A 22,360-nucleotide genomic window follows, 5' to 3' on the forward strand; every position below is an offset into this window, starting at 1 on the left:
GCCGTCGCCCGGCCGATCCGGGCACGGGAATGCGCGGACCCTCGACGGATGTTCACCGTTCAACTATTCTGTGGGCAGTCACCCAGGAGGTCCCCATGCCCGCGATCACCGTGGAGAACCCGCTCACCCTGCCGCGCGTCACGGCCCCCGCCGACGCCACCGCCCGCCCCGTGCGCGCCGTCGCCACGGCGCCCGCCGGTTTCGAGGGCGAGGGCTTCCCGGTCCGCCGGGCCTTCGCCGGGATCCACCAGCGCCACCTCGACCCGTTCATCCTCATGGACCAGATGGGCGAGGTCGAGTACGCGCCTGGTGAGCCGAAGGGCACGCCATGGCACCCGCACCGGGGCTTCGAGACGGTGACCTACCTGCTCGACGGCACCTTCGTCCACCGCGACTCCGAGGGCGGCGGCGGCGTCATCAACGACGGCGACACCCAGTGGATGACGGCGGGCTCCGGGCTGCTCCACATCGAGGCCCCGCCGGAGTCGCTCGTCGTCTCGGGCGGCCTGTTCCACGGCATCCAGCTGTGGGTGAACCTGCCCGCCGCCGACAAGATGACCACCCCCCGCTACCAGGACATCGGCGGCACCCACGTGCAGCTGCTCACCTCGTCGGACGGCGGCGCCCTCGTCCGCCTCATCGCGGGCGAGCTGGACGGTCACGCGGGGCCGGGCGTCACCCACACCCCGATCACCCTGGTCCACGCGACGGTCGCGCCTGGCGCCGAGCTGACGCTGCCCTGGCGCCGCGACTTCAACGCGCTCGCGTACGTCCTGGCCGGGCGCGGCAGCGCGGGCGCCGGGCGGCGGCCGGTCGAGCTGGGCCAGGCCGTGGTCTTCGGCGAGGGCGACACCGTCACCGTGCGCGCCGACGAGCGGCAGGACGGTCACACGCCCTCGCTCGACGTCATCCTCCTCGGCGGCCTGCCGATCCGGGAGCCCTTCGCGCACTACGGCCCGTTCGTCATGAACAGCCACGCCGAACTGACGCAGGCGTTCGACGACTTCCAGGCCGGGCGGCTCGGCCGGATTCCCGCCGACCACCTCTGAGCCGAGGCGCACGGGCGCGGACACCGGACGGCCCGGTGCCCGCGCCCGGCTCACGAGCCCGCGCTCGCCGGTCCCTCGCGCAGCTCGAACCACGTCGTCTTCCCCATGCCGCGCGGCTGGCAGCCCCACGCGTCGGCCAGCGACTCCATCAGCTGGAGGCCACGGCCCGTCGTCGCCAGCTCGCCGGGGTCGCGCAGGTGCGGCAGCTGGTCGCTCGGGTCGCTCACCTCGACGCGCAGCAGCCGCTCGCCGGTCCGCCCGCTCAGCTCCGCGACGAGCAGCGCGTCGCCGTCCGTGTGCTTGAGGACGTTCGTCGTGATCTCCGACAGCATCAGCACCGCCCCGAAGACCCGCTCGGGGTCGGTCCAGTCGCGCAGCAGCTCGGACACCTGGCGGCGCCCCTGCGAGATCCGCGCGGGCTCGTCCTGCTCGACCGTCAGCACCACCCGGCGCACGGGCTCGCCGGTGTCCTCGCGGCGCTCCGCCGCGCGCCGCCGCAGCAGCAGGAGCGCCATGTCGTCCCGGTCGTCGTTCTTGTCCACGCCGACCTGACCGGGCGACGGCGGCCCCTGCACCGTGTCCACGAGCGTGTCCGCCAGGTCCTCCAGGTGTATCCCGCGCAGCCCCCGGACGGCCTTCGCCAGCCGCGCCCAGCCGGTGTCGAGGTCGTGGTGGCCCGTCTCGACCAGCCCGTCCGTGACGAGCACCAGCGTCTCGCCCGGCTGGAGGACGAGCCGCGTCGTCGGGTAGTCGTCCTCCTGGGCGACGCCGAGCGGCAGGCCGCCCGCGGTGGGGCGCGTCACCAGCGTGCCGTCCTCGAAGATCATCGCCGGGTCGGGGTGCCCGGCGCGCACGATGTCCAGCGTCCCGGTCGGCGGATCGACCTGGACGTACAGGCAGGTGGCGAAGCGCGGGTCGTCGCGCGCGTTCTCCAGGCCGGAGAGGAAACGCGCGGCGCGGCTCAGCACGGCGTCCGGCCGGTGGCCCTCGGAGGCGTACGCGCGCACGGCGATCCGTAGCTGCGCCATCACGGCCGCCGCCCGCACGTCGTGGCCCTGCACGTCGCCGATGACGAGGGCCACGCCGCCGTCGGGCAGCGGGATGACGTCGTACCAGTCGCCGCCCACCTGGAGCCCGCCGCCGGTCGGCACGTAGCGCGCGGCGACCAGCACGCCGGGCACGACGGGGGTGGGTCCCGGGCCCATCGTGTGCTGGAGGTCGGCGGTCAGCTCGCGCTCGGTGTCCTGGAGGAACGTGCGCGACAGGGCCTGTGCGAGCAGCCGCGCCAGGGTGGAGAGCATCGCCCGGTCGTCGATCGTGAACGCGACGTGCGAGGAGAACGCCACCAGCCACACGCCGATGATCCGACCGGCGACGACCAGCGGCAGGTAGGCCCACGACTCGTGGTCGTAGGCGCTCACCACCGGCCAGAAGTCCGGGTACTTCTCCTCGTACTCCTCCGGCGTCGCGATGTAGACGGCCCGGCCGGTGCGCATGGCCTCGGCGCCCGGGTACGGGCTGGTCAGCGGCAGCGGGAAGCCGAAACCGGCGGTGTCGAGCGGGGTGCCGTGGTACTCGGCCAGCCAGATCCGGTCGCCCTCCCGGGTGAAGACCGCGATCCCGTCGGGGGAGAAGCCCGGCATCGCCAGGGACGCGGCGGTCCGCAGCGCCTCGGTCGTGCTGTGCGCCTCCGACAGGGCCTGCCCGGCGTCCAGCAGGAACGCCTCGCGCGCCCGCCGCCAGTCCCAGTCCTCGGCGGCCATCCGCTGGCCGTCCTCCTGCCCCTCCCCGTGGACGGCCCCCTCGTTGCGCTCCACACGCACGACCGTCCCGACCGGTCCGCCCACCGTCCCGCCGCCGCCCTCCTGCTCGTCGGGCCGCCGCGTCGGGATGCCCACGCGCAGGCGCAGCGTCCGCAGCACCTCGCCGTCCTCCGTCACGAGACGGAACTCGGCCTCGGCGATCCGCGCCTCGGCCTCCGCCATCGCGAAGACGCGCTGGAGGCCGATGTAGTCCTGGACGGGCGTCCGCGAGCGGATCGCCGCCTCCGACAGCGTGATGGGTTCGGCGCCGAGTCCGACGAGCCCCGCGGCCGTGCCGTCAAGGGTCAGCAGACGACGGTTGTCGTCCCAGCTCCAGGTGCCGACCTCGGCGGACGCCAGCACATCCTCGGTGCGCATAATGCCTCACTTTATGCACTTTTCCGCCGAAGCGGCGAGCGAAGGTGGGCCGGTAGTCTGAGGAGCCGTCCCCCGCCCCGCCTACGACTTTGGACGAACGATGCATCGGTACCGGTCCCACACCTGCGGCGAGCTGCGCTCGACGGACATCGGCCAGGACGTCAGGCTGTCGGGCTGGCTGCACAATCGCCGGAACCTGGGCGGCATCCTCTTCATCGACCTCCGCGACCACCACGGCATCGTCCAGCTCGTCGTCCGCCCCGGCTCGGCGGGCTACGCGGCGGTCAACGAGCGGCTCGGCTCGCTGTCCAAGGAGAGCGTCGTGCGGGTGGACGGCGCGGTCGTCGGGCGCGGCGCGGAGAACGTGAACCCGGAGCTGGCCACCGGCGAGATCGAGATCGAGGTCACCGAGGTCGAGGTGCTCGGCGCGGCGGACCAGATCCCGTTCACCATCAACGCGGACGACGGCGTGGGGGAGGAGCGGCGCCTGGAGTACCGCTTCCTGGACCTGCGCCGCGAGCGCATGCACCGCAACATCATGCTGCGCTCCGCCGTCATCTCCGCCATCCGGCAGAAGATGACGGCGCAGGGGTTCAACGAGCTGACGACGCCGATCCTGTCCGCCACCTCGCCCGAGGGCGCGCGTGACTTCCTGGTGCCCTCAAGGCTGCACCCCGGCACCTTCTACGCGCTGCCGCAGGCGCCGCAGCAGTTCAAGCAGCTGCTGATGATCGCGGGCTTCGACCGCTACTTCCAGATCGCGCCCTGTTTCCGGGACGAGGACGCGCGCGCCGACCGGTCGCCCGGCGAGTTCTACCAGCTCGACGTCGAGATGAGCTTCGTCGAGCAGGAGGACGTCTTCGGCGTCATCGAGAAGGTGATGACCGAGCTGTTCGTGGAGTTCGGCGGCGGACGGCACGTCACCTCGCCGTTCCCGCGCATCCCGTTCCGTGAGGCCATGCTCAGGTACGGCTCCGACAAGCCGGACCTGCGGGCCAGGCTGGAGCTGACCGACGTCTCGGAGATCTTCGCGGGCTCCGGGTTCAAGGCGTTCGCGGACAAGCACGTGCGGGCTCTCGCGGTGCCGGACACGGCGGCGCAGCCGCGGAAGTTCTTCGACCAGCTCGGCGAGTTCGCGACGAGCCTGGGCGCCAAGGGCCTGGCCTGGGTGCGGGTCGGCGAGGACCGGACGCTGACCGGGCCGATCGCCAAGTTCCTCACCGAGGACGACACCGCCGCGCTGCTCACCGCGCTGGACGCGGGCCCAGGCACGGCCGTGTTCTTCGGCGCGGGCGAGTTCGACGAGGTCTCGAAGATCATGGGCGCGGTGCGCGTCGAGGCCGCCCGCCGGGCGGGGCACTTCGAGGAGAACGTCTTCCGGTTCTGCTGGATCGTGGACTTCCCCATGTTCGAGCGGAACGAGGACACCGGCGCGATCGAGTTCTCGCACAACCCGTTCTCCATGCCGCAGGGCGGCATCGAGGCGCTGGAGGGCAAGGACCCGCTGGACGTCCTCGCCTGGCAGTACGACATCGTCTGCAACGGCACCGAGCTGTCCTCGGGCGCGATCAGGAACCACGAGCCGGAGATCATGTACCGCGCGTTCGAGATCGCGGGCTACAGCCGCGAGGAGGTCGAGCGCGAGTTCGGCGGGATGCTCCGCGCGTTCCACTTCGGCGCCCCGCCGCACGGCGGCATCGCGCCGGGCGTGGACCGCATCGTCATGCTGCTCGCGGACGAGCCGAACATCCGCGAGACCATCGCGTTCCCGCTCAACGGCAACGCGCAGGACCTCCTGATGGGGGCCCCCAGCGCGGTGGACGAGGCGCGGCTGCGGGAGCTGCACCTGTCCCTGCGCCCCTCCGCGAAGGCGCAGCAGAAGCAGTCCTGACCCGCGCCGACCGTCACGCCGGGCCCGCCCCCGGGCCCGGCGTGACGCACACGGCCACCCCGCACCGCGGCCGCCGCTCCCCGGCGATGGCGAACCAGGGGCGCGCACCCACGCCGACGGCCGGGCGGGGGGACCGCGGACTACAGACCGAACTCCGTGGGGTTCAGTCCGAGGGCCGCGCACGCCTCGCGGATCACCTGGGCCTCGGCCTGCGCGAAGTACCCGTCCGCACCGGCGACGACCATGCCCGTCTGGATCACGGCGCGCGCCTCCGTCGGCTTCTTCGCGACCTTCGCGATCTCCTGCATCGCCTCGGCCTTCCCGGTGACGAAGCTGCGCACCAGGTGGTCCACGTGCTTGTTGAACCGCTGGCGCAGCTGGTCGGCCGGGAAGTTCTGGAGCACGTCGTTGGTCAGGATCATCTGCTCCACGTTCTGCCGCTCGGCGGGATCGACCGATCCGTCCGCCGCGGCGACGAGCGCACACATCGCCATGCTCGCGTCACGGTAGCCGCCGCTCTTCAGCTCCGTCTTCATGCCGCTGAGCTGCGACTTCAGCGCCCCGATGATCGCGGTCTTGGTGCCGCCGCTCTTCCCCGCGCCGTGCGGCGCGCCGTGCCCCGTGCCGCTGCCGGTCCGTCCCGCCGCCGCGCCCTTGAGCTTGTCCCACATCGCCATCGTCCCGCGCCTCCCGCATCCGGTGTCCTCGCTCGCTCAACGGTCACGGACCGCAGTGGGTTCCGGTGAGGTGTGACCCGTTGGGGTGAAGTGCCGCGCGGGTGGCGTCCGTCGGCCGCGGTCGGCACCCCGGCCCGGCGCTCACGCACCGTGTCCGCCGCCGTGGCGGGCCGCCGCCCGCGGGGCCGCCCGGCTGCCGAAGAACGGGCGATGCCGCACGCTGGAGGCATGGCACCGCTCGCACGCATCGTCGTCCAGCCGCCCTCCCCCGGTGGCCGCCGCGTCCGCGCGGGCGGCGAGGACCTGGGGCTCGCGCGCTCCCCGGCCGAGCTGGTCGAGTTCCTGCGCCGCGCCGGGCTCGACCCGGACGACATACGGCTCGACGACCCCACGCTCATCGAGTGGCGCGGCGGCGGCCCCGACGTATGGCCGCTCCACGGCTGAGAGGCCCCCGCGTCACCGCATGGCCGGAACGGCCCCCGGCAGGGCGCCCAGGACCACAGGGGCGTCGCGCAGCCGTGTCGCGAGGAGGACGGGCGTGTCGCCGTCCCGGCACTCGATGACGACGCCGCTCTTCGCGAACGGCCCTACGAGGCCCGGCGGATCGTCGCGCAGGACCGGGCGGACACGTACCGCCGTCAGCGTCGGCGACAGCAGTCCCGGAAGGGCGGCGGGGTCCTGCCGGGTGGCGGACGTCCTCCCGCCCGTCACGAGGAAACCGGAGCCGTTCACGACACCGGGGACGTCGCCGTGCACCCTCACGCGCAGCACCGCCCGCCGCGCCGGGCGTTCGGGGACGACCGCGGCCACCTTCCCCACGAACCGCCGCTGCCGCCATCGGGCCACGAGCGCGGCGACGGCCACGACCGGCAGCGCCGCCGCCGGGATCAGGAAGACGAAGGCCACCGATCCGGCCGCCAGCCCGCAGGAACCACCGACCCACATCAGCGCCACGCACGCGTGCCTCGCCGCCCTGACCTGCCAGGGACGCGCGAGCATGTCCGCCCGGTACCGGCGGCCCACCCACCACGCCGCCCACAGGAGATACACAGCGGCGGGGGCCAGGGCGCCCGCGTGGACCCCGGCCAGCAGCCAGTACTCCGGGGGAGCACCCGCCACGTCCTGGCGGGCCTCGTCGAACCCCACGGCGCGGATCTCGCTCCGCCAGTACAGCAGCGTGACGCGGTCCCCCCGCCTGACCACCTCCCACACCGGCCCCCGGCCGGACATCTCGACGTCGTACCTGGCCTTGGTCCGCAGGTCCACGAGGGTCAGCCAGTAGCCGTCGTCCCGCTCCGCGTCGCGGACCGCCACCGACCCCTCGGTGACGCCCACGCAGCTGTCGAGCCACAGCCCGGGATCGCACGCGGACGCGAAGCCGTAGGCGCGCTCGGAGGCCATCTCCCGGGGCAGCGGGACGAGGAGACACCCCACGGCCACGAGCAGCACCAGGCCGCCGACCGCTCGTCCCCACACGCTGCGTCTGCGTCTGTGCCGCGCGTCCGCATCAAGCCGTCCGGCCATACGGCCGCCCCCCCACCGGCCCCCCCGGGCCGCTCGCGTGTTCTCACGGATCGTCCGTATCCCTGCACGCCTCGCGACCGCCCGGCGGTTCCCGCCGCCGCCGCTGGACCCGATCCAGCGGGCGCCTGACCGGATGTCGCGCCTTCTTCATGAGGGGAGCGGCGGACCGGCCGGAAACCGATGAGTTCCGCCCGCCCCCCGGGTCCTCATGGCGAAGGACCGGACAACCGACGAAGGAACAGGCAGGACACACCGATGAGTGAACCCAGGGGCGGGCCGGCGATCGAGACCGTCGGGCTGGTCAAGACGTTCGGCGACAAACGCGCCGTGGACGGCATAGATCTCTCCGTGCCGTCGGGGATGGTCTACGGCGTGCTCGGGCCGAACGGGGCGGGCAAGACCACGGCGGTGCGGATGCTCGCCACCCTCACGCGGCCCGACGGCGGCGAGGCCCGCGTGTTCGGGCACGACGTCGTGCGCGAGGCGGACGCCGTCCGCGCCCGCGTCAGCCTCACCGGCCAGTACGCGTCGGTGGACGAGGACCTGACCGGCGAGGAGAACCTCGTGCTCCTCGCCAGGCTGCTCGGCCACGGCAAGCCGGCGGCCAGGACGCGCGCCGGGCAGCTGCTCGACGCGTTCGGCCTCGCCGAGGCGGCGGGCAAGCAGGCCAAGGCGTACTCGGGCGGCATGCGGCGGCGGCTCGACATCGCCGCGAGCATCCTGAACACCCCCGACCTGCTCTTCCTCGACGAGCCCACGACCGGGCTCGACCCGCGCAGCCGCAACCAGGTGTGGGACATCGTGCGCACCGTCGTCGAGCTGGGCACCACCGTGCTGCTCACCACGCAGTACCTGGACGAGGCCGACCGGCTCGCGGGCCGTATCGCCGTCATCGACCGGGGCCGCGTCATCGCCGAGGGCACCCCAGGGCAGCTCAAGTCGTCGGTCGGCGCGGGCTCCGTGCAGGTGCGGCTGCGGGACGCGGACCGCCGCGAGGAGGCCAGGAGCGTCCTCGCCGCCGTGCTGGACGTCCCGGTGCAGCCGGGGAACGACCCGGTCACCCTCACCGCCCGCGTCATGGCGGACGGCGGGACGGGACCGGCCGAGCTGGCCTCCCGCGCCCTCGCGGAACTGGCCGTGCTCGGCATCACCGTGGACGACTTCTCGCTGGGCCAGCCCACCCTGGACGAGGTCTTCCTCGCCCTGACGGACGACGAGCAGCGGCAGGAGGCCGTCATATGAGCATCACGGAAAGCACGCCTGGTCCCGGGACCGTCGAGGTCACCAAGGGCACCGAGGAGGAGGACGCCTACACCCCGAGCGGCGTCGCCCTGGCCGCGCTGCTCGACAGCCCGCGCCCGCCCCGCCCGAGCCCCCTCGCGGCGTCGCTCGCGTTCGGCTGGCGCGCCATGCTGAAGATCAAGCACGTGCCCGAGCAGCTGTTCGACGTCACGGTCTTCCCGATCATGATGACGCTGATGTTCACCTACCTCTTCGGCGGCGCCCTGGCGGGCTCGACCAGCGAGTACCTCCAGTACCTGCTGCCGGGGATCATGGTGATGAGCGTCGTCATGACGACGATGTACACCGGCATCGCCGTCAAGACGGACATCGACAAGGGCGTCTTCGACCGCTTCAGGACCCTGCCGGTCTGGCGCCCGGCCGCCATGGTCGGCTACCTGCTGGGCGACCTCTTCCGCTACGCCCTGGCGTCCGTCGTCATCCTGTGCGTCGGCCTCGTCCTCGGCTACCGGCCGGACGGCGGCGTGCTCGGCACCGCGGCGGCGATCCTGCTGCTGGTCGGCTTCTCGTTCGCCTTCTCCTGGGTCTGGACGATGTTCGGCCTGCTGCTGCGCTCCGAGAAGTCCGTCATGGGGGTGAGCATGATGGTGCTGATGCCGCTGACGTTCCTCAGCAACATCCTGGTCGAGCCGGAGACCATGCCCGGCTGGCTGGAGGCGTGCGTGGACGTCAGCCCGGTGACGCGTCTGGTGGCGGCCGTGCGCGGCCTGATGGACGGGGACGCGGAGCTGGGTCAGATCACCTGGGTCCTCGTCGCGGGCGCCCTGCTGATCGCCGTCTTCGGCACGATCACCATGCGGCTCTACAACCGGAAGTGAGCCGTGCCGTCCGGCGGCCGGTACGCGCACAGCAGGCCGGTCGTCACGGTGGCGCGCAGGTGCGCCGCCAGCTCGGGGTGGTGGGCGTCGAGGCGCCGGAGACTGTCACGGATGCGCGCCGTGACGGTCTTCCGCGCCCGCTCCGCCTCGTCGCCCAGCAGCCTGGCGCGGCCCCCGAGCCCGGCCGCCGCGCGCAACTCGCCAAGCAGCGCGGCCCGTTCACCGTCCAGCGCGGCGGTACGGGCCGCGTCGCCCGCCGCCAGGTCCAGCTCGGCGTCCAGCGCGTCGAGCCGACGCCGGTAGCGGGCGCGGCCCTCGTCGTCCAGGACCGGGTCCGCGCCGTGCGTCGGACGGTCCCCGGCGGCCGGGTCGAGGAGCTGGAGCGCCGGGATCTCGCGGCCCGGGTTGGCCAGGAGCGTCCGCAGGTCGCGCAGCCCCTTCGCGTCGGGCAGCCGGACGGTGCGGCCCGCGTACCGCAGCGTCCACACCTGGCCGTCCGAGCGGAACTCCGCGTCGGGCCCGGCCGGGCGGCCCTGCGTCACCTCGGCGGCGATGTGCCGCATGCCCAGCTCGGCCGCGTCCCGCGCCACCTCGACGCGCAGCGCGGCGGCGGCCTCCGCGTCCCCCGGCGCGCCGCGCGCCGCCAGGGCCGCCGCGAGACCGGCCCGCGCCTCGACGGCCCAGGGCCGCGCGCCCATCGTGTCGGCGGAACCGGCGGCGGCCGTGAAACCGCCGATCGCGTCGTCCCACCGCTCCTCGGCGGCGTCCAGCTGCGCCGACCACAGGGTGATCGGGCCGCCCAGGTCGAAGCCGTACAGCGCCACCGCCCACGTGCCCAGCAGCGGGGCGAGCAGCGCCCTGGCGCGGGCGCAGCGGGCGGGGTCGCGCGTGGCGGCGGCCGTCGCCGCCTGGAGCCGCAGGCGCAGCGCCTGGGCATGGCGCGCGTGGTCGTCGCGCGCCTCGGCCGCGTCGCACAGCCGCACGGCGGTCCGTACGTCGCCGCGCCGCGCGGCCGTGATGCCCTCCAGCAGATCGGCGCAGGGGTGCGTCCACTCACGCCCGGCCGCGCGGTGCAACTCCTCCAGTTCCTCGTACGCGCCGCGCGCCAGCAGCTGGGACCAGCGCAGATGCTCCAGGTAGCCGCGCAGCTCGGAGTCCGGGGGGCTGATCGTCCCGAAGGAGCCGCCGTCCGCCACCTGGCGGCGGCACTTCTCGGCCTCCTCGAAGCGGCCCTGGAAGATGGCGACGACGCACTCGTCCACCTGCGCGCCCAGCAGGAAACGCGGGACCTTGGCCCGCCGCGCGGCGCGGATGAAGTCGGCGAGCTGCGCCACGTAGGCCGGGTCGCCGTTCTCCAGGAGGGCCACCCAGCGCAGGGACATGCTGAAGTGTTCGAGGTCCTGGTCCGCCGTGCGCCGGGCGACGGCGATCATCTCCTCGGTGAGCGCGACGCGTTCGGCCGCCGTGCCCGGGCCCCACACGGCGTCGTGGCGGGAGCGCAGGCTGAAGCCCAGTGCCTCGTCGTTCCCGCCGCGCCGGGCGCGGACCGCCGTGCGGACGCTCAGGTCGCTGGCGAGGCGCCGGAGCGTCGCGTGGTCGTCGGGCGCCACCGGCGGCTGGTCGTGACCGAGGGACCGGTGCGCCGCCACGAGCAGTTCGGCGCGCAGGGCGGAGCGTCCGGCGTCGCGCCGGCCGTGGCCCGCGCCCCATTCGACGGCCACGGCGACGCGCGCCATGAGGTCGGGGTCGCCCAGCTCCCTGGCGAGCGCGCCGACCTCGGCGAGCACACGCCACGCCTCCGCGCCGTCGCCGATCATGTCCAGCTCGACCGCCAGGTTCACCCCGGCGAGCAGCCGGTCGCGCGGGCCGACGGCGGTGGCGGTCGCGTACGCGCGGCGGCGGTGGCCGACGGCCTCCTCGTACGCCATGCGGCCCGTCGCGTCCTCGGCGGCGGCCAGGAGCAGGCCCAGGGCGCGGGCGGGGGTGATCTCGTCCCCGGCCAGGTGGGTGTGGCGCGCCAGGTCGGAGGGCGGGACGCGGTCGGCCAGGCTCGGCGCGTCGTGCAGGGCCTGGACGACGGACGCGTGGGCGCGGCGGCGCGCGGGCTCGTCGAGCGACGCGTAGAGCGTCTCGCGCACGAGGTCGTGGGCGAAGAGGAAGACGCCCTCCACCGTCTCGTCGGGCGTCGTGACCAGCCGCGCGGCCACCGCCGTCGCCAGCAGCAGGTCCACCTCGGTGCCCGGCAGCCCGGCCGCCACGGCGAGCACCTGCCGGTGGAAGCCGCGTCCGAGCACGGCGGCCCGCTTCAGCAGCGTGGCGACCTCGGGCGGCAGGAGCGCGAGGCGCCGCCGTACGGTGTCCCGCACGCCGGGCGGCACGGCGGTGATCTGCCCGCCGCTGTGCCACAGCCGCGCGGCCTGCTCGACGAAGAACGGGTTGCCGCCGGTGCGCCTGTGCACCTCGGCGGCGGCGTCCTGGTCCGGCGGACGGCCCGCCGTCCGTTCGATCAGCGCGGCCACGCCGTCCGGCGCGAGCCCGCCGAGGCTGACGGTCGTCGCCCGGCCGAGCAGCGGCGGCAGCAGGTCGCGCGCGGGGTGGCCCGGTGTCTCCATCTCGGCGTCGCGGTAGGTCCCGACGAGCAGCAGCCGCTCGAAGCCGGTGTGCTGCACGGCGAACGCGAGCAGCCGCAGGGACGCGGGGTCGGCCCAGTGCAGGTCGTCCAGCACGACCATCACCGGGCGTGCGTGGGAGGCGTCCACCAGCGTCGTCGTCACCGCGTCGTACAGCTCGAACGACTCACCGGCCGGGCGTGCCCCGGCCTCCCCGCCGCCGCTGCCGGTGCCGCCCGCCAGCAGCGCCGCCGCCGCGGGCGGCCAGGGCGCCGCCCCGCCGTCCGCCCTGCGCAGCGCGCGCAGCACCTGCACCCAGGGCCAGTAGCCCGGCGCGTTGTCGGAGTCCCAGCAGGAGCCGCCGAGCACCAGCACCCCGCGTGACCTGGCCTCCTCGGCGGCGTTCGCCACGAGGGACGTCTTCCCGATCCCCGGCTCGCCGGTGACGAGCACCAGCCCGCCGCGTCCCGTGACGGCGCGGCCGATCTCGGCGCCCAGCACCCCCGCCGCGTGTTCCCGGCCGATCAACTGGTCGAACACGTGTTCCTTCCCTTGCGCCATCCGCTGTACGAGGATGGCACAATGCACGACTCATCCCCCCGTGATATCGCGGACACCTACGTGGAAACCCTCGCCGACCTCGACCCCCTGGTCGGCACCCAGCTGGGCATCCGGCCCGGCGTGGCCGCGCTGCCCGACGTCTCGCCCGACGGCCTCGCCGCCGTCGCCGACGCGCAGCGCGCCACGCTCTCCCGCCTCGACGCCGTGGACACCGACGGCCTGCCCGACGTCGAGCGCCGCGCCGCCCGCCTGCTCCGCGAACGCCTCACCGCGCGCCTCGCGCTCGACACGACCGGCGAGACCCTCCGGAACGTCTCGAACCTCTTCTCCCCCGTACAGCAGATCCGGTCCGTCTTCCTCCTCATGCCGACCGCCACCGACGACGACTGGGCCGTCATCGCGCGTCGGCTGGGCAACGTCCCCGGCGCCCTCGCCGGTTACACCGCCTCCCTCGACGCGGGCCTCGCGCGCGGCCTCACCGCCGCGCCCCGCCAGGTCGAGACCGTCGCCGCCCAGCTCGACGACTGGCTCGCCGCCGACTGGTACCGCGACTTCACCACCGCGGGCCCCGACGCGCTGCGCGCCGACCTCGACGCGGGCGCCACCGCCGCCACCGAGGCCCTGGTGGGCCTGCGCGCCTATCTGCGCGACACGTACCTGCCGAAGAGCGTCGGCACGCCGGACGCCGTCGGCCGCGAGCGCTACCTCACCGGCGCCCGCCTGTGGACCGGCGCGGACCTCGACCTGGAGGACGCGTACGCCTTCGGCTGGGACGAGTTCCACCGCCTGCGCGCCGAGATGCGCCGGGTCGCCGAGGAGATCCTCCCCGGCGCGGGCGTCGCCGCGACGCTTGAGCACCTGGAGCGCGACGGCGAGGCCGTCGAGGGCGTCGAGGCGATCCGCGTCTGGCTCCAGAACCTCATGGACGAGGCCATCGACGCGCTCGACGGCACGCACGTGGACCTCGCCCCGCCGATCCGCCACGTCGAGGCGATGATCGCGCCGGCCGGCAGCGCCGCCGCCCCGTACTACACGCGCCCGTCGCTCGACTTCGCCCGCCCCGGCCGCACCTGGCTGCCGACGCAGGGCGCGACGCGCTTCCCCGTCTGGCACCTGGTCTCCACCTGGTACCACGAGGGCGTCCCCGGGCACCACCTCCAGCTCGCGCAGTGGGTGCACGTCCAGGACCGGCTGTCGCGCTTCCAGGTGAGCGTCGGCGGCGTCAGCGCGGCCACCGAGGGGTGGGCGCTGTACGCGGAGCGGCTCATGGACGAGCTGGGGTTCCTGACCGACCCGGCCCGCCGCATGGGCTACCTGTCGGGGCAGATGCTGCGCGCGGTCCGCGTCATCATCGACATCGGCATGCACCTCGGGCTGCGCGTCCCGGCCGGGGAGGAGTACCACCCGGGCGAGGTGTGGACGCCCGAGCTGGCGGCCGGGTTCTTCGCCCTGCACACCGGGCACGACGCCGGGTACACCACGTCGGAGCTGACCCGCTACCTCGGCATGCCGGGGCAGGCGATCAGCTACAAGCTGGGCGAGCGGGCGTGGGTCGCGGGGCGCGAGGCGGCGCGGACGGCGGCGGGGGCGTCGTTCGACCTCAAGTCGTGGCACATGGCGGCGCTGTCGCTCGGCTCCCTCGGCCTTGACGACCTGGCCGACGAGTTGGCGCGGCTGCGCTGACGCGCGCGCCGGACGGCGCCGACCGCACGGGCGCCCGCCTCCCTGTCCCGGAGGCGGGCGCCCGTGCGTCGCCGGTCAGGCGTCCGGCGTCGTGGTGCCGCCGCTGCTCCCGCCGCCACGGACGGTGATCCCGTCGAGCAGCGTGCGGGTCGCGTCCGCGACGGCGGTGACGGCGGCGTCGAACGCCGCCGCGTTGGCCGCGGACGGCGCCCGGAAGCCGGACACCTTGCGGACGTACTGCAAGGCCGCCGCCCGAATGTCCTCGTCGGTCACGCCGGGCGTCGCGGGCGGGCGGAGCGTCTTGATGCTGCGGCACATGACGTCCAGTCTGCGCCTCCGCGCCACCCTACGGAAATCCTTCTGCTTCCTTGTGACACGTTCCCTACGGTCGAACACATGGGCGATGCCACGCCGCGCCGGGAACGCAACCGGAGGAACCGGGACGGACGGGTCCCCGTCCTCGCCGTCGGCGCCTTTCACGGCCTGCCGGGCTTCCGCGCCGACGTCTACGACGCCCCCGCCGTGCCGGCGGGCGAGCGCTTCGACGTGGTCTACACCGGCATCGGGGCCCTGGCCCGGCCGGCGACCTCACGCGCCGGGCGGAGGTCGTCGCCGGGCTGCTGGCGGACGGTGGGCGGCTGCACCTCGCCGAGTTCCACCCGCCGATGGGGACGCCGGCCGACGACGGGCGCGCCGTGGCGGGCGACTCCTTCGACCGGGGGCCGAGGCGGCTGCGCCTTGAGTTCCTGCACGAGCACGAGTCACGCCCTTCCCCGCCGGGCATCCCGGCGTACCGCTGATGTACTCGCTCGCCGCTCGGCGAACGTCCGTTCCCGGTCCTCCCCGGCGACCGGGCGATGGCGCGCGGGCCGACCGAGGCCGTACGGTCGCTGGGTACGAGGCGCCGTGACAGCGGTCGGCGGGGTCCGGGCGACGCATCGGCGGTGGCGTGCCGGGCCGGGGCCGCGGGCGGCGCGTCACCCGTGGTCCGCGTCCGGTCCGGCGCGCCGCCGCCCGGAGCACGTGAGAAGGGGACATACCGCTATGACCACCGAACTGACCGTCCTGAGCCGCCCCCTGGCCCTCAAGCAGTGTCCCGACTGCGGCGCGACCTGTCCCGACGAGCGCAAGCAGTGCCTCGCCTGCGGGCACAAGTTCTGATCGGACGCCCCCGGCGGGAGGGCAGCGGAGCCGACGCCCCCCACTGAATAAACGTTTCGTTCAACATAAGTTGTTGACGTCGGACTGTTCCCCCGCGCACGATGGGAACATGACCGACTCCGCCGCTGACCCGTTCAGCCCGCCAGACCCCGCCGCCGCGCGCGAACACCGCGCGTACGCCGCGCTCTTCCGCATCGCCGAGCGGCACGCCGTCACCCCGGAGCAGCGCGCCCGGCAGATCCACCCCTATGTGCTCGCGCCGCACGAGGCCGTGCGCCTCGTCTCGTTCCTCCTGAGCGGCGCGGCGCTCCGGCACGACAACGAGCCAGAGGTGGACCGCGCCGACATCACCGCGGCGCTCAGCCTCGTCCCCCGCGCCCGTGCCGAGATGGACGAACTGGAGGCGGGACTGCTGACGATGGCGCGCGGACGCGGCCTCACCTGGCAGGAGATCGCCTTCGGCCTCGGCCTGGGCACCCCCCAGGCGGCCCGCCAGCGCTACACCCGCCTGTCGGGCCGCGTCCCCGACGACGACGCGACGACCACCCTGTCCCCCGACGCCTGAACCCGGGCGGTCACCCGCGGTGCGGGGCCACGGCCTCCAGGTCATCGACGCCGCCGGTCATGATCGTCCTGACGTGCTCCGTGATGTGCTGGAGCGGCCAGGACCACCAGGCCACGGCGAGGAGGCGGGCGATGTCCTCGTCGCTGTGGCGGCGCCGGATCAGGGTGGCGGGGTTGCCGCCGACGACGCCGTAGTCGGGGACGTCCGAGACGACCACGGAACCCGAGGCGACGATCGCCCCGTGGCCGATGCGGACCCCGGGCATCACGGTGGCCCCGTTCCCGAACCAGACGTCGTTCCCGACCACGGTGTCGCCCCGGGCGGGCAGGCCGGTGATCAGGTCGAAGTGCTCGGCCCAGGAGCCGCCCATGATGGGGAAGGGGAACGTCGAGGCGCCGTCCATCCGGTGGTTGGCGCCGTTCATCAGGAACCGCACCCCCGTGCCCAGGGCGCAGAACCTGCCGATGACCAGCCGCTCGGGGCCGTAGTGGTAGAGCACGTTGCGGCTCTCGAACGCGGTCGCGTCGTCCGGGTCGTCGTAGTAGGTGAACTCCCCGACCTCGATCAACGGCGAGGTGATCAGCGGTTTCAGCAGCACCACGCGGGGCTGGCCCGGCATCGGGTGGACCAGGGTCGGATCAGCGGGGACGGGGGCGGGGACGGGGGCGGACGGTGGCACGGCGCGGCTCCTCTGGTGGCGGTCGGACGGTGCCCCCATGATCACGTCGCGCCCGTCCCCGGGCTAACAGGTTTCCCCGTACCGGCGGTTCACGTCCGCCGGACGAAGGTCGGGGCGCCGCAGGAGCGCGCCGAGGTCCCGCAGCGCCGCGCCCCCCCGTGGTGTATCGATACACGCGGGTGCGCACGGCGCCGGTCCGTCGGGCGCGTCAGGACGGGAGGGACGCCAGCAGCTCGGCGGCGGACGTGGAGCCCGGCGGACGGCCCTCGCGGGCGAGGACGTTGGTCCCGTGGCGCAGCGCCTCGTTCACCGGCGCCGGGACGCCGTGGTGGCGGCCGAGGAGGACGATCTCGCCGTTCAGGTAGTCCACCTCGACCGAGCCGGTCCCGCGCCGCAGGCTCTGCCAGGTCGAGCCGCCGCCGCGCTCCGTGCCCGGCACCGTGTGGATGTTCACGCGGTCGCCGCGCAGCTCCGCCTGCTCCTCCTCGCCCGCGAACGGGATGCCGGCCGCCGCCAGGACCGCCTCGCCCTCCGCCCGCGCGCGGCGCAGGAGTTCCGCCGAATCCGGCTGGTCCATGCCGCACAGCGCCTGCACGGCGTTGCCCAGGTTCGACAGCAGCTTCGCGTACTTCCAGCGCATCACGTCCGGCACGACCGGCGCCAGGAACCTCGCCGACTCCAGGTCGGCCGAGACGGCGCGCGCCGTGTCGTCCGTCGTGCCGTCCTGCGGGTAGCGGCCGATGTGCAGCATGCCGGTCAGCGGGGCGGCGGACGCCGTGATGACCCCCGGCTCCAGGTACTGGGCGGGCAGCCACACGCACACGCCGTACACGCGGGCGAAGCGGCGCAGGGCGATCTCCTCGTTCGCCACCCCGTTCTGCACGCACAGCAGCGGCAGATGGGCGGCGGCCGGGGCCCAGGCGTCGAGGGCCGCGACCGTGTCCTGCGTCTTCACGGTGAGCAGCAGGACGTCGTCGGGCCGCGGCTCCACCTCGTCGGGGCCGGTCGCGACGGGCGCCCGCAGCGTCACGTCCTCGTCGGGCGTGCGCAGGCGCAGCCCCTTCTCCCGCAGGGCGGTGGCGTGCTCGCCGCGGGCCACCAGGACGACGTCGTGTCCGGCCTGGTGCAGACGGCCGCCGATGGCCCCGCCGACCGCACCGGCGCCGATGATGATGTAGCGCATGCACGCCATTCAAACACCCGCTCGGCGCCGGGCGGTGGGGGTCACCAGTAGACGATGACCTTGTCGCCCTCGTTCACCTCGTCGAAGAGCGACGCGATGGCGTCCTCGTCACGGACGTTGACGCAGCCGTGGGACGCGCCGTTGTAGCCGTTCGCGGCGAAGTCCTGGGAGTAGTGCACCGCTTGGCCGCCGTCGAAGAACATCGCGTACGGCATGGGGGAGTCGTACAGCGTCGAGTGGTGGTTCCGCGACTTCCAGTAGACCTCGAACTCGCCCTCGCGCGTGGGCGTCTGCTCGGCGCCGAAGCGCACGTCCACCGTCGTCTGCACCTCGCCGTCGATCACCCAGGACAGCGTGCTGCTCGTCTTGGAGATGCACAGGACGCGGCCGGTCAGGCAGCGGTCGTCCAGCGCGGCGGGTTCCACCTCGGGGATCTCGACCGGCGGGAACATCTCCTCCTCGGTGGGCGTCTCCGTCTCGCCGGTGAGGGCCGTCCAGGTGTCCTCGAAGACGGTGCCGGTCGCCTCGAGACCTGCGGCCTCCTGGTAGGCGCGGACGGACTCCGTCGTGACGTCGCCGTAGTAGCCGGTCGGGTTCTCCTCGAAGTGGCCCAGCTGCTTGAGTCGGGCCTGGAGTTCGCGTACCTGCTCGGAGTTGTCGCCGTAGCCGAGGATCTGCTGCGGCGGGAACAGTTCCTCCTGGCTGGGGGCGCTCGTCGCGCCGGTCAGCGCGGACCAGGTGCTCTCGAAGACGGTGCCTGAGACCTCCATGTCGGCCGCGCGCTGGTACTCCGAGACGGCGCCGAGCGTCACGTCGCCGTAGTAGCCGGTGGGCTGGGCGGCGAAGTGGCCGAGCTGTGCGAGCCGCGCCTGCAACTCCCTGACCTGGTCGGTCTCGTCGCCGAACGCCATGACGACCGGCTCGGCCGGGGTCTCGTCCTCCGTGGGCTCGTCGGTAGCGCCGTCGCCGCCCTCGCCGTCGTCCGACCCCCCGGCGGACGCGTCGGCGGAGGACGAGGCGGCGGGCCCGTCCGTCTCGTTGCCGTTCGCGTCCGACGCGCAGCCGCTCAGGAGAAGGGCGGCGAGGGCCGCGCCGACGACTGCCGGGACGGCGGTTCGGCGGCGGAAGCGGCCGTGGAAGAGCGCGGAGCGCATGGGTGGTCCCCCCTGGGAATACCGGGCATGATCGACAGTGGTGGTGAAGCGGTGCCTCACCGGTAAAGATGCGCTTACCGCCCCGATTGTTGCGCCCCGGGCCATAACGAAGCGGGCACGATTCACCCCTTCCGCCCCACGCCTACCGCAGGAGCGCCCGCACCGCCTCGACGGTGTCCGCGTCGGCGGCGCGTTTGTCCTCCCGATAGCGCACCACGCGTGCGAATCGCAACGTCACCCCTTCGGGGTACCGCGTCGAGCGCTGTACGCCGTCGAACGCGATCTCCACGACCAGTTCCGGCCGTACGCGCACCACGCCGCGGCCCTCCTCCACGGCCAGTTCGCCGAGCCGCCGCGTCTGCCAGGCGAGCAGCGCGTCCGTCAGCCCCTTGAACGTCTTGCCGAGCATGCCGAACGTCCCGTCGGGCCGCCGCGCGCCCAGATGGAGGTTGGACAGCTTGCCGGTGCGCCGCCCGTGCCCCCACTCGGCGGCGAGGACGACGAGGTCCAGCGTGTGCACCGGCTTCACCTTCAGCCAGGACGCGCCCCGCCGCCCCGCGCTGTACGGCGCGTCGAGCGCCTTGACGACGACGCCCTCGTGCCCGCGCGCCAGGGCGGCGGCGGCGAAGTCGGCGGCGGCGCGGCGTGCCCCGTCGTCCGCCGGGTCGGGCACGGGCAGCCGCCGTACGCGGCGCGGCTCGGGCGCGACGCGGGCCAGTTCGGCGATCCGCTCGGCGGTGGGCAGGGCCAGGAGGTCGCGGCCGTCCACGGCGAGCAGGTCGAAGAAGACGGGCGAGAGCGGCAGCGTGCCCGCGAGCGAACCGACGCGTCCTGCCGTCTCCTGGAAGGGGCGTGGCCGCCCCTCGTCGTCCAGCGCGATCACCTCGCCGTCCAGCACGGCGTGCTCGGCGGCCAGTTCGCGCGCGGCGGCGCGCACCTCGGGGAGGCGGTCGGTGATCTCGTCCAGCGTGCGCGTCCAGATCCTGACGTCGTCGCCGTCGCGGTGCACCTGGACGCGGATGCCGTCGAGCTTCTCCTCGACGGCGCAGGGGCCCAGCTTGTCCAGGGCCTCGTCCAGGTCGCGCGCCGGGCGCGCCAGCATCGGCAGCACGGGGCGGCCGACCGTCAGCCGGAACGTGGCGAGCGCGTCCGTGCCGTCCGCCAGGACCGCGCGGGCGACCGCGCCGAGCGATCCGCCGAGCATCACGGCGCGGCGTACGTCGTCCGGCGGCGCGTCCACGGCGGCGGCCAGGCCCTCGGCGGCGAACGCGTCCAGGGCGCCCTGGCGCAGTTCGCCCGCCAGCAGGGGGACGAGGAAGTCCTGCTCGTCGGCGGTCGCGGCGGCCAGCAGGTCGGTCAGGAGCGCGAGCCGCCGTCCGCCCGCGCCGGTGCCGGACACGGCGGCGATCCGGGACAGCGCGGCGTCGGTGTCCCGCACGGTCAGCGTGGGCGACGCGGCGGGTGGCGGGCGGTCGCGCAGCGTGGCCCAGCCGACGCCGAGCCGCCGCTGCGGGAGCCGCCCGGCGAGGTAGGCCGTGACGACGGGCGCCTCGTCGGGCGCGGTGTCGCGGAACAGCGCGGCGAGCGCCGCGACCTTCGCCGACCGCGCGGGCGTGGCGGCGACGTCCCGCGAGGTGCGCGCGATCTCGGCGAGCAGCATGCCTCCATGGTGGCCGCGCCCGGCCCGTTCCGCGCGCCGGGCGGCCCGGCGCCGCGACGGCGGGGCCCCCGCGCGTCGCCCGGAGGGCGATCGCGCGGGGGCCTTGCGAGGTTCAGCCGATCTTGCGGTTTCCGAGCGCACTGACGAAGTGTTCCCAGCTTCCGACCGGTACGGCGACCACTGGGCTGTCGTGCCGCTTGCTGTCGCGGACAGGCACGGTGTGGCAAAGATTCGTCCCCACTTCCACGCACTCCCCGCTGCCGCTGCTGAAGCTGCTCGTCCGCCATTCAGGGACGCCCGATGACTCCACCTGCTTACCCTCCGCCCTTCGAACTGCCGAGCACGTCACGTAGCGTGGTTCGGACGCCTCGGACTCGAACTGGATACACGTGTTGTACTCGTCCGGCAGTTCCGAGTCGAACGGGCGAATCCACCCTTGTTCCTGCGCCCCTTTGGCCAGCGCGATCATCTCCTCGCGTTTGTCCCCGCGCACCGAGTAGGCGTCCAGCAGGACGATCAAGGTGCGCCCCTGCGGCCGAGCCTGCCGCGCTTCGATCCGCCGCAGTGTGACGTCGTTGACACCGGTGACTTGAGCCACGTCCTTGGCGGAACAGCGCGACGGCGCCGCGACGGCGGGGCCCCCGCGCGTCGCCCGGAGGGGGATCGCGCGGGGACCTTGGGGCGGGTTCGGCAGCTCAGCCGATCCGGTCGTTCCGGAGCGCCGCGACGAACCGTCCCCAAGCGCCCGCCGCCATGACGACGACGGCTTCGTCGCTTCGCTTGCTGTCACGTACGGGCACGACACCAGGCGCGTTCGTGGCCAACTCCACACACTGGCCGCTGCCACTGCTGTAACTGCTCGCCCGCCACTCCGGACCGACTCCGGCTGCTGCCACTTGATCACCCTCCATCCGCCGAGGCGCCGATCCTGTTGCGCAAGGTAGTGATCTTGGCGAGCGTCTGGGCCGGACTCAGCGCTTGGGCGATCAGCTCGTCGAACGCCGTACGCAGCCTGGCGATCTCCACCTGCTTCTCAAGGAACAGATCCCCCGCGTGGCTGTCAACCCAGATGATTTCCGGTTCGGCGCGGTGCGAGAAGTTCATCAGCACGAATGATCCGGGCATTCCTGGATGGGCTCCCGCGGTGAACGCAATCATCTGCACGCGGATATGGGGTTCGCGTGCCTTCTCGGCGATGTGGTCGAGTTGTTCGCGCATGACGTCGGCACCGCCGACCGGACGGCACAGCGCCGCCTCGTCCATCGCCGCGCGCAGGCGGACCGGATCGGTCCTCGTGATGACGGTCTGACGCTCTATGCGCGCGCGGACGCGCACCTCCACCTCGCTCGGCGAGGCGAGCGGAAGTGTGCCTTGTACGACGGCACCCGCGTGTGCCTCTGTCTGGAGAAGTCCCAGGATTCGTAGTTCTTCAGTTCGGACGCTACCGCCGTGCTCCACGGCGCGAGGACCGGGACGCAGCGGGACTGAGGTCAGAACGCCCGTGCGAAGGGGCATCCGTGAGGTCCGCTCTGACCCGCGCGGTTCCCCGGCCACGGGAGCCCTCCGGCCGAACCCGGGGGAGCCGCGGCGTCCGCGGAAAGTGAACGGCCATGCCCTGTGTGCATCTGGGTGATCTGCGGGTGACCGACCGGGGAACCTGCTGC

Annotated in this window: 20 protein-coding genes; 8 read left to right on the forward strand and 12 right to left on the reverse strand. The window is 73.8% G+C overall.

Annotated features, from left to right (window positions below; all coding sequences use genetic code 11):
* Positions 1-95: 95 nt before the first annotated feature.
* On the forward strand, positions 96-1,049 hold the full coding sequence (locus tag IF27_RS00680) for a pirin family protein (RefSeq protein ID WP_052847248.1): 954 nt from the start codon (positions 96-98) through the stop codon (positions 1,047-1,049).
* 50 nt (positions 1,050-1,099) lie between these two features.
* Here the strand turns inward: IF27_RS00680 and IF27_RS00685 are convergent, their stop codons facing one another.
* Positions 1,100-3,229: an ATP-binding SpoIIE family protein phosphatase gene (locus IF27_RS00685; RefSeq protein WP_052847249.1), complete on the reverse strand. Its 2,130-nt coding sequence runs from the start codon at positions 3,227-3,229 to the stop codon at positions 1,100-1,102.
* A 100-nt stretch (positions 3,230-3,329) separates the two neighbouring features.
* Between IF27_RS00685 and aspS the strand changes: the two genes are divergently transcribed.
* Positions 3,330-5,120, forward strand: coding sequence for an aspartate--tRNA ligase (aspS, locus tag IF27_RS00690; protein ID WP_052847250.1), 1,791 nt, complete (start codon positions 3,330-3,332; stop codon positions 5,118-5,120).
* Positions 5,121-5,260: 140 nt separating this feature from the next.
* Here the strand turns inward: aspS and IF27_RS00695 are convergent, their stop codons facing one another.
* Complete coding sequence (locus IF27_RS00695) at positions 5,261-5,797, reverse strand: tellurite resistance TerB family protein (protein WP_052847251.1); 537 nt, start codon at positions 5,795-5,797, stop codon at positions 5,261-5,263.
* Between the two features lie 228 nt (positions 5,798-6,025).
* Between IF27_RS00695 and IF27_RS00700 the strand changes: the two genes are divergently transcribed.
* Positions 6,026-6,241 (forward strand): hypothetical protein, encoded by a 216-nt coding sequence (locus tag IF27_RS00700; protein ID WP_052847252.1) that lies wholly within the window; start codon positions 6,026-6,028, stop codon positions 6,239-6,241.
* Positions 6,242-6,253: 12 nt separating this feature from the next.
* Here the strand turns inward: IF27_RS00700 and IF27_RS00705 are convergent, their stop codons facing one another.
* The gene (locus tag IF27_RS00705; protein WP_190232745.1) at positions 6,254-7,273 is read right to left on the reverse strand and encodes a hypothetical protein; all 1,020 of its coding nucleotides are present in this window, start codon (positions 7,271-7,273) and stop codon (positions 6,254-6,256) included.
* 303 nt (positions 7,274-7,576) lie between these two features.
* Between IF27_RS00705 and IF27_RS00710 the strand changes: the two genes are divergently transcribed.
* Entirely contained in the window at positions 7,577-8,563 is a 987-nt protein-coding gene (locus IF27_RS00710; RefSeq protein WP_052847254.1) for an ATP-binding cassette domain-containing protein, read from the forward strand.
* The gene (locus IF27_RS00715; protein ID WP_110945405.1) at positions 8,560-9,441 is read left to right on the forward strand and encodes an ABC transporter permease; all 882 of its coding nucleotides are present in this window, start codon (positions 8,560-8,562) and stop codon (positions 9,439-9,441) included. The genes IF27_RS00710 and IF27_RS00715 overlap by 4 nt, the downstream gene beginning before the upstream one ends.
* Here IF27_RS00715 and IF27_RS00720 read toward each other — a convergent pair.
* Entirely contained in the window at positions 9,426-12,590 is a 3,165-nt protein-coding gene (locus IF27_RS00720) for an ATP-binding protein (protein ID WP_223290856.1), read from the reverse strand. The two genes, IF27_RS00715 and IF27_RS00720, sit on opposite strands and share 16 nt — an antisense overlap.
* Positions 12,591-12,632: 42 nt before the next feature.
* Between IF27_RS00720 and IF27_RS00725 the strand changes: the two genes are divergently transcribed.
* Positions 12,633-14,294: a DUF885 domain-containing protein gene (locus IF27_RS00725; protein ID WP_052847255.1), complete on the forward strand. Its 1,662-nt coding sequence runs from the start codon at positions 12,633-12,635 to the stop codon at positions 14,292-14,294.
* A 75-nt stretch (positions 14,295-14,369) separates the two neighbouring features.
* Here the strand turns inward: IF27_RS00725 and IF27_RS00730 are convergent, their stop codons facing one another.
* On the reverse strand, positions 14,370-14,612 hold the full coding sequence (locus IF27_RS00730) for a DUF2277 family protein (protein ID WP_052847862.1): 243 nt from the start codon (positions 14,610-14,612) through the stop codon (positions 14,370-14,372).
* A gap of 347 nt (positions 14,613-14,959) precedes the next feature.
* Between IF27_RS00730 and IF27_RS31755 the strand changes: the two genes are divergently transcribed.
* Both IF27_RS31755 and IF27_RS00740 read left to right on the forward strand, forming a co-directional pair.
* Entirely contained in the window at positions 14,960-15,094 is a 135-nt protein-coding gene (locus IF27_RS31755) for a hypothetical protein (protein WP_263053829.1), read from the forward strand.
* Positions 15,095-15,564: 470 nt separating this feature from the next.
* Positions 15,565-16,020: a hypothetical protein gene (locus IF27_RS00740; RefSeq protein WP_052847257.1), complete on the forward strand. Its 456-nt coding sequence runs from the start codon at positions 15,565-15,567 to the stop codon at positions 16,018-16,020.
* Positions 16,021-16,030: 10 nt separating this feature from the next.
* Here the strand turns inward: IF27_RS00740 and IF27_RS00745 are convergent, their stop codons facing one another.
* The 7 genes from IF27_RS00745 to IF27_RS00770 form a co-directional block, all read right to left on the reverse strand.
* On the reverse strand, positions 16,031-16,639 hold the full coding sequence (locus tag IF27_RS00745) for a CatB-related O-acetyltransferase (RefSeq protein WP_052847863.1): 609 nt from the start codon (positions 16,637-16,639) through the stop codon (positions 16,031-16,033).
* A gap of 268 nt (positions 16,640-16,907) precedes the next feature.
* Positions 16,908-17,882 carry a ketopantoate reductase family protein gene (locus IF27_RS00750; RefSeq protein ID WP_052847864.1) on the reverse strand — a complete coding sequence of 325 codons (975 nt, stop codon included), beginning with the start codon at positions 17,880-17,882 and terminating at the stop codon, positions 16,908-16,910.
* Between the two features lie 41 nt (positions 17,883-17,923).
* Positions 17,924-19,036, reverse strand: a complete 1,113-nt coding sequence (locus IF27_RS00755; protein WP_223290857.1) for a L,D-transpeptidase family protein — start codon at positions 19,034-19,036, stop codon at positions 17,924-17,926.
* A gap of 142 nt (positions 19,037-19,178) precedes the next feature.
* A complete protein-coding gene (locus IF27_RS00760) occupies positions 19,179-20,696 on the reverse strand; it encodes an ATP-dependent DNA ligase (protein WP_052847258.1) in 1,518 nt (505 codons plus the stop codon).
* 112 nt (positions 20,697-20,808) lie between these two features.
* Positions 20,809-21,294 carry a DUF397 domain-containing protein gene (locus IF27_RS00765; protein ID WP_052847259.1) on the reverse strand — a complete coding sequence of 162 codons (486 nt, stop codon included), beginning with the start codon at positions 21,292-21,294 and terminating at the stop codon, positions 20,809-20,811.
* Positions 21,295-21,391: 97 nt separating this feature from the next.
* The gene (locus IF27_RS29810) at positions 21,392-21,607 is read right to left on the reverse strand and encodes a DUF397 domain-containing protein (protein ID WP_110945407.1); all 216 of its coding nucleotides are present in this window, start codon (positions 21,605-21,607) and stop codon (positions 21,392-21,394) included.
* The gene (locus IF27_RS00770; protein ID WP_223290858.1) at positions 21,597-22,211 is read right to left on the reverse strand and encodes a DUF5753 domain-containing protein; all 615 of its coding nucleotides are present in this window, start codon (positions 22,209-22,211) and stop codon (positions 21,597-21,599) included. The genes IF27_RS29810 and IF27_RS00770 overlap by 11 nt, the downstream gene beginning before the upstream one ends.
* Positions 22,212-22,360 lie beyond the last annotated feature (149 nt).

Origin of the sequence: Streptomyces avicenniae (genome assembly GCF_000719135.1) — a bacterium.
In the GTDB taxonomy this organism is placed as follows: domain Bacteria; phylum Actinomycetota; class Actinomycetes; order Streptomycetales; family Streptomycetaceae; genus Streptomyces; species Streptomyces avicenniae.

Coding starts and splice junctions, on each gene's coding strand:
- IF27_RS00680 (WP_052847248.1), top strand. CDS start 96: ATGCCCGCGATCACCGTGGAGAACCCGCTCACCCTGCCGCGCGTCACG.
- IF27_RS00685 (WP_052847249.1), bottom strand. CDS start 3,229: ATGCGCACCGAGGATGTGCTGGCGTCCGCCGAGGTCGGCACCTGGAGC.
- aspS (WP_052847250.1), top strand. CDS start 3,330: ATGCATCGGTACCGGTCCCACACCTGCGGCGAGCTGCGCTCGACGGAC.
- IF27_RS00695 (WP_052847251.1), bottom strand. CDS start 5,797: ATGGCGATGTGGGACAAGCTCAAGGGCGCGGCGGCGGGACGGACCGGC.
- IF27_RS00700 (WP_052847252.1), top strand. CDS start 6,026: ATGGCACCGCTCGCACGCATCGTCGTCCAGCCGCCCTCCCCCGGTGGC.
- IF27_RS00710 (WP_052847254.1), top strand. CDS start 7,577: ATGAGTGAACCCAGGGGCGGGCCGGCGATCGAGACCGTCGGGCTGGTC.
- IF27_RS00715 (WP_110945405.1), top strand. CDS start 8,560: ATGAGCATCACGGAAAGCACGCCTGGTCCCGGGACCGTCGAGGTCACC.
- IF27_RS00725 (WP_052847255.1), top strand. CDS start 12,633: ATGCACGACTCATCCCCCCGTGATATCGCGGACACCTACGTGGAAACC.
- IF27_RS00730 (WP_052847862.1), bottom strand. CDS start 14,612: ATGTGCCGCAGCATCAAGACGCTCCGCCCGCCCGCGACGCCCGGCGTG.
- IF27_RS31755 (WP_263053829.1), top strand. CDS start 14,960: ATGGGGACGCCGGCCGACGACGGGCGCGCCGTGGCGGGCGACTCCTTC.
- IF27_RS00740 (WP_052847257.1), top strand. CDS start 15,565: ATGACCGACTCCGCCGCTGACCCGTTCAGCCCGCCAGACCCCGCCGCC.
- IF27_RS00745 (WP_052847863.1), bottom strand. CDS start 16,639: ATGCCGGGCCAGCCCCGCGTGGTGCTGCTGAAACCGCTGATCACCTCG.
- IF27_RS00750 (WP_052847864.1), bottom strand. CDS start 17,882: ATGCGCTACATCATCATCGGCGCCGGTGCGGTCGGCGGGGCCATCGGC.
- IF27_RS00755 (WP_223290857.1), bottom strand. CDS start 19,036: ATGCGCTCCGCGCTCTTCCACGGCCGCTTCCGCCGCCGAACCGCCGTC.
- IF27_RS00760 (WP_052847258.1), bottom strand. CDS start 20,696: ATGCTGCTCGCCGAGATCGCGCGCACCTCGCGGGACGTCGCCGCCACG.
- IF27_RS29810 (WP_110945407.1), bottom strand. CDS start 21,607: ATGGAGGGTGATCAAGTGGCAGCAGCCGGAGTCGGTCCGGAGTGGCGG.
- IF27_RS00770 (WP_223290858.1), bottom strand. CDS start 22,211: ATGCCCCTTCGCACGGGCGTTCTGACCTCAGTCCCGCTGCGTCCCGGT.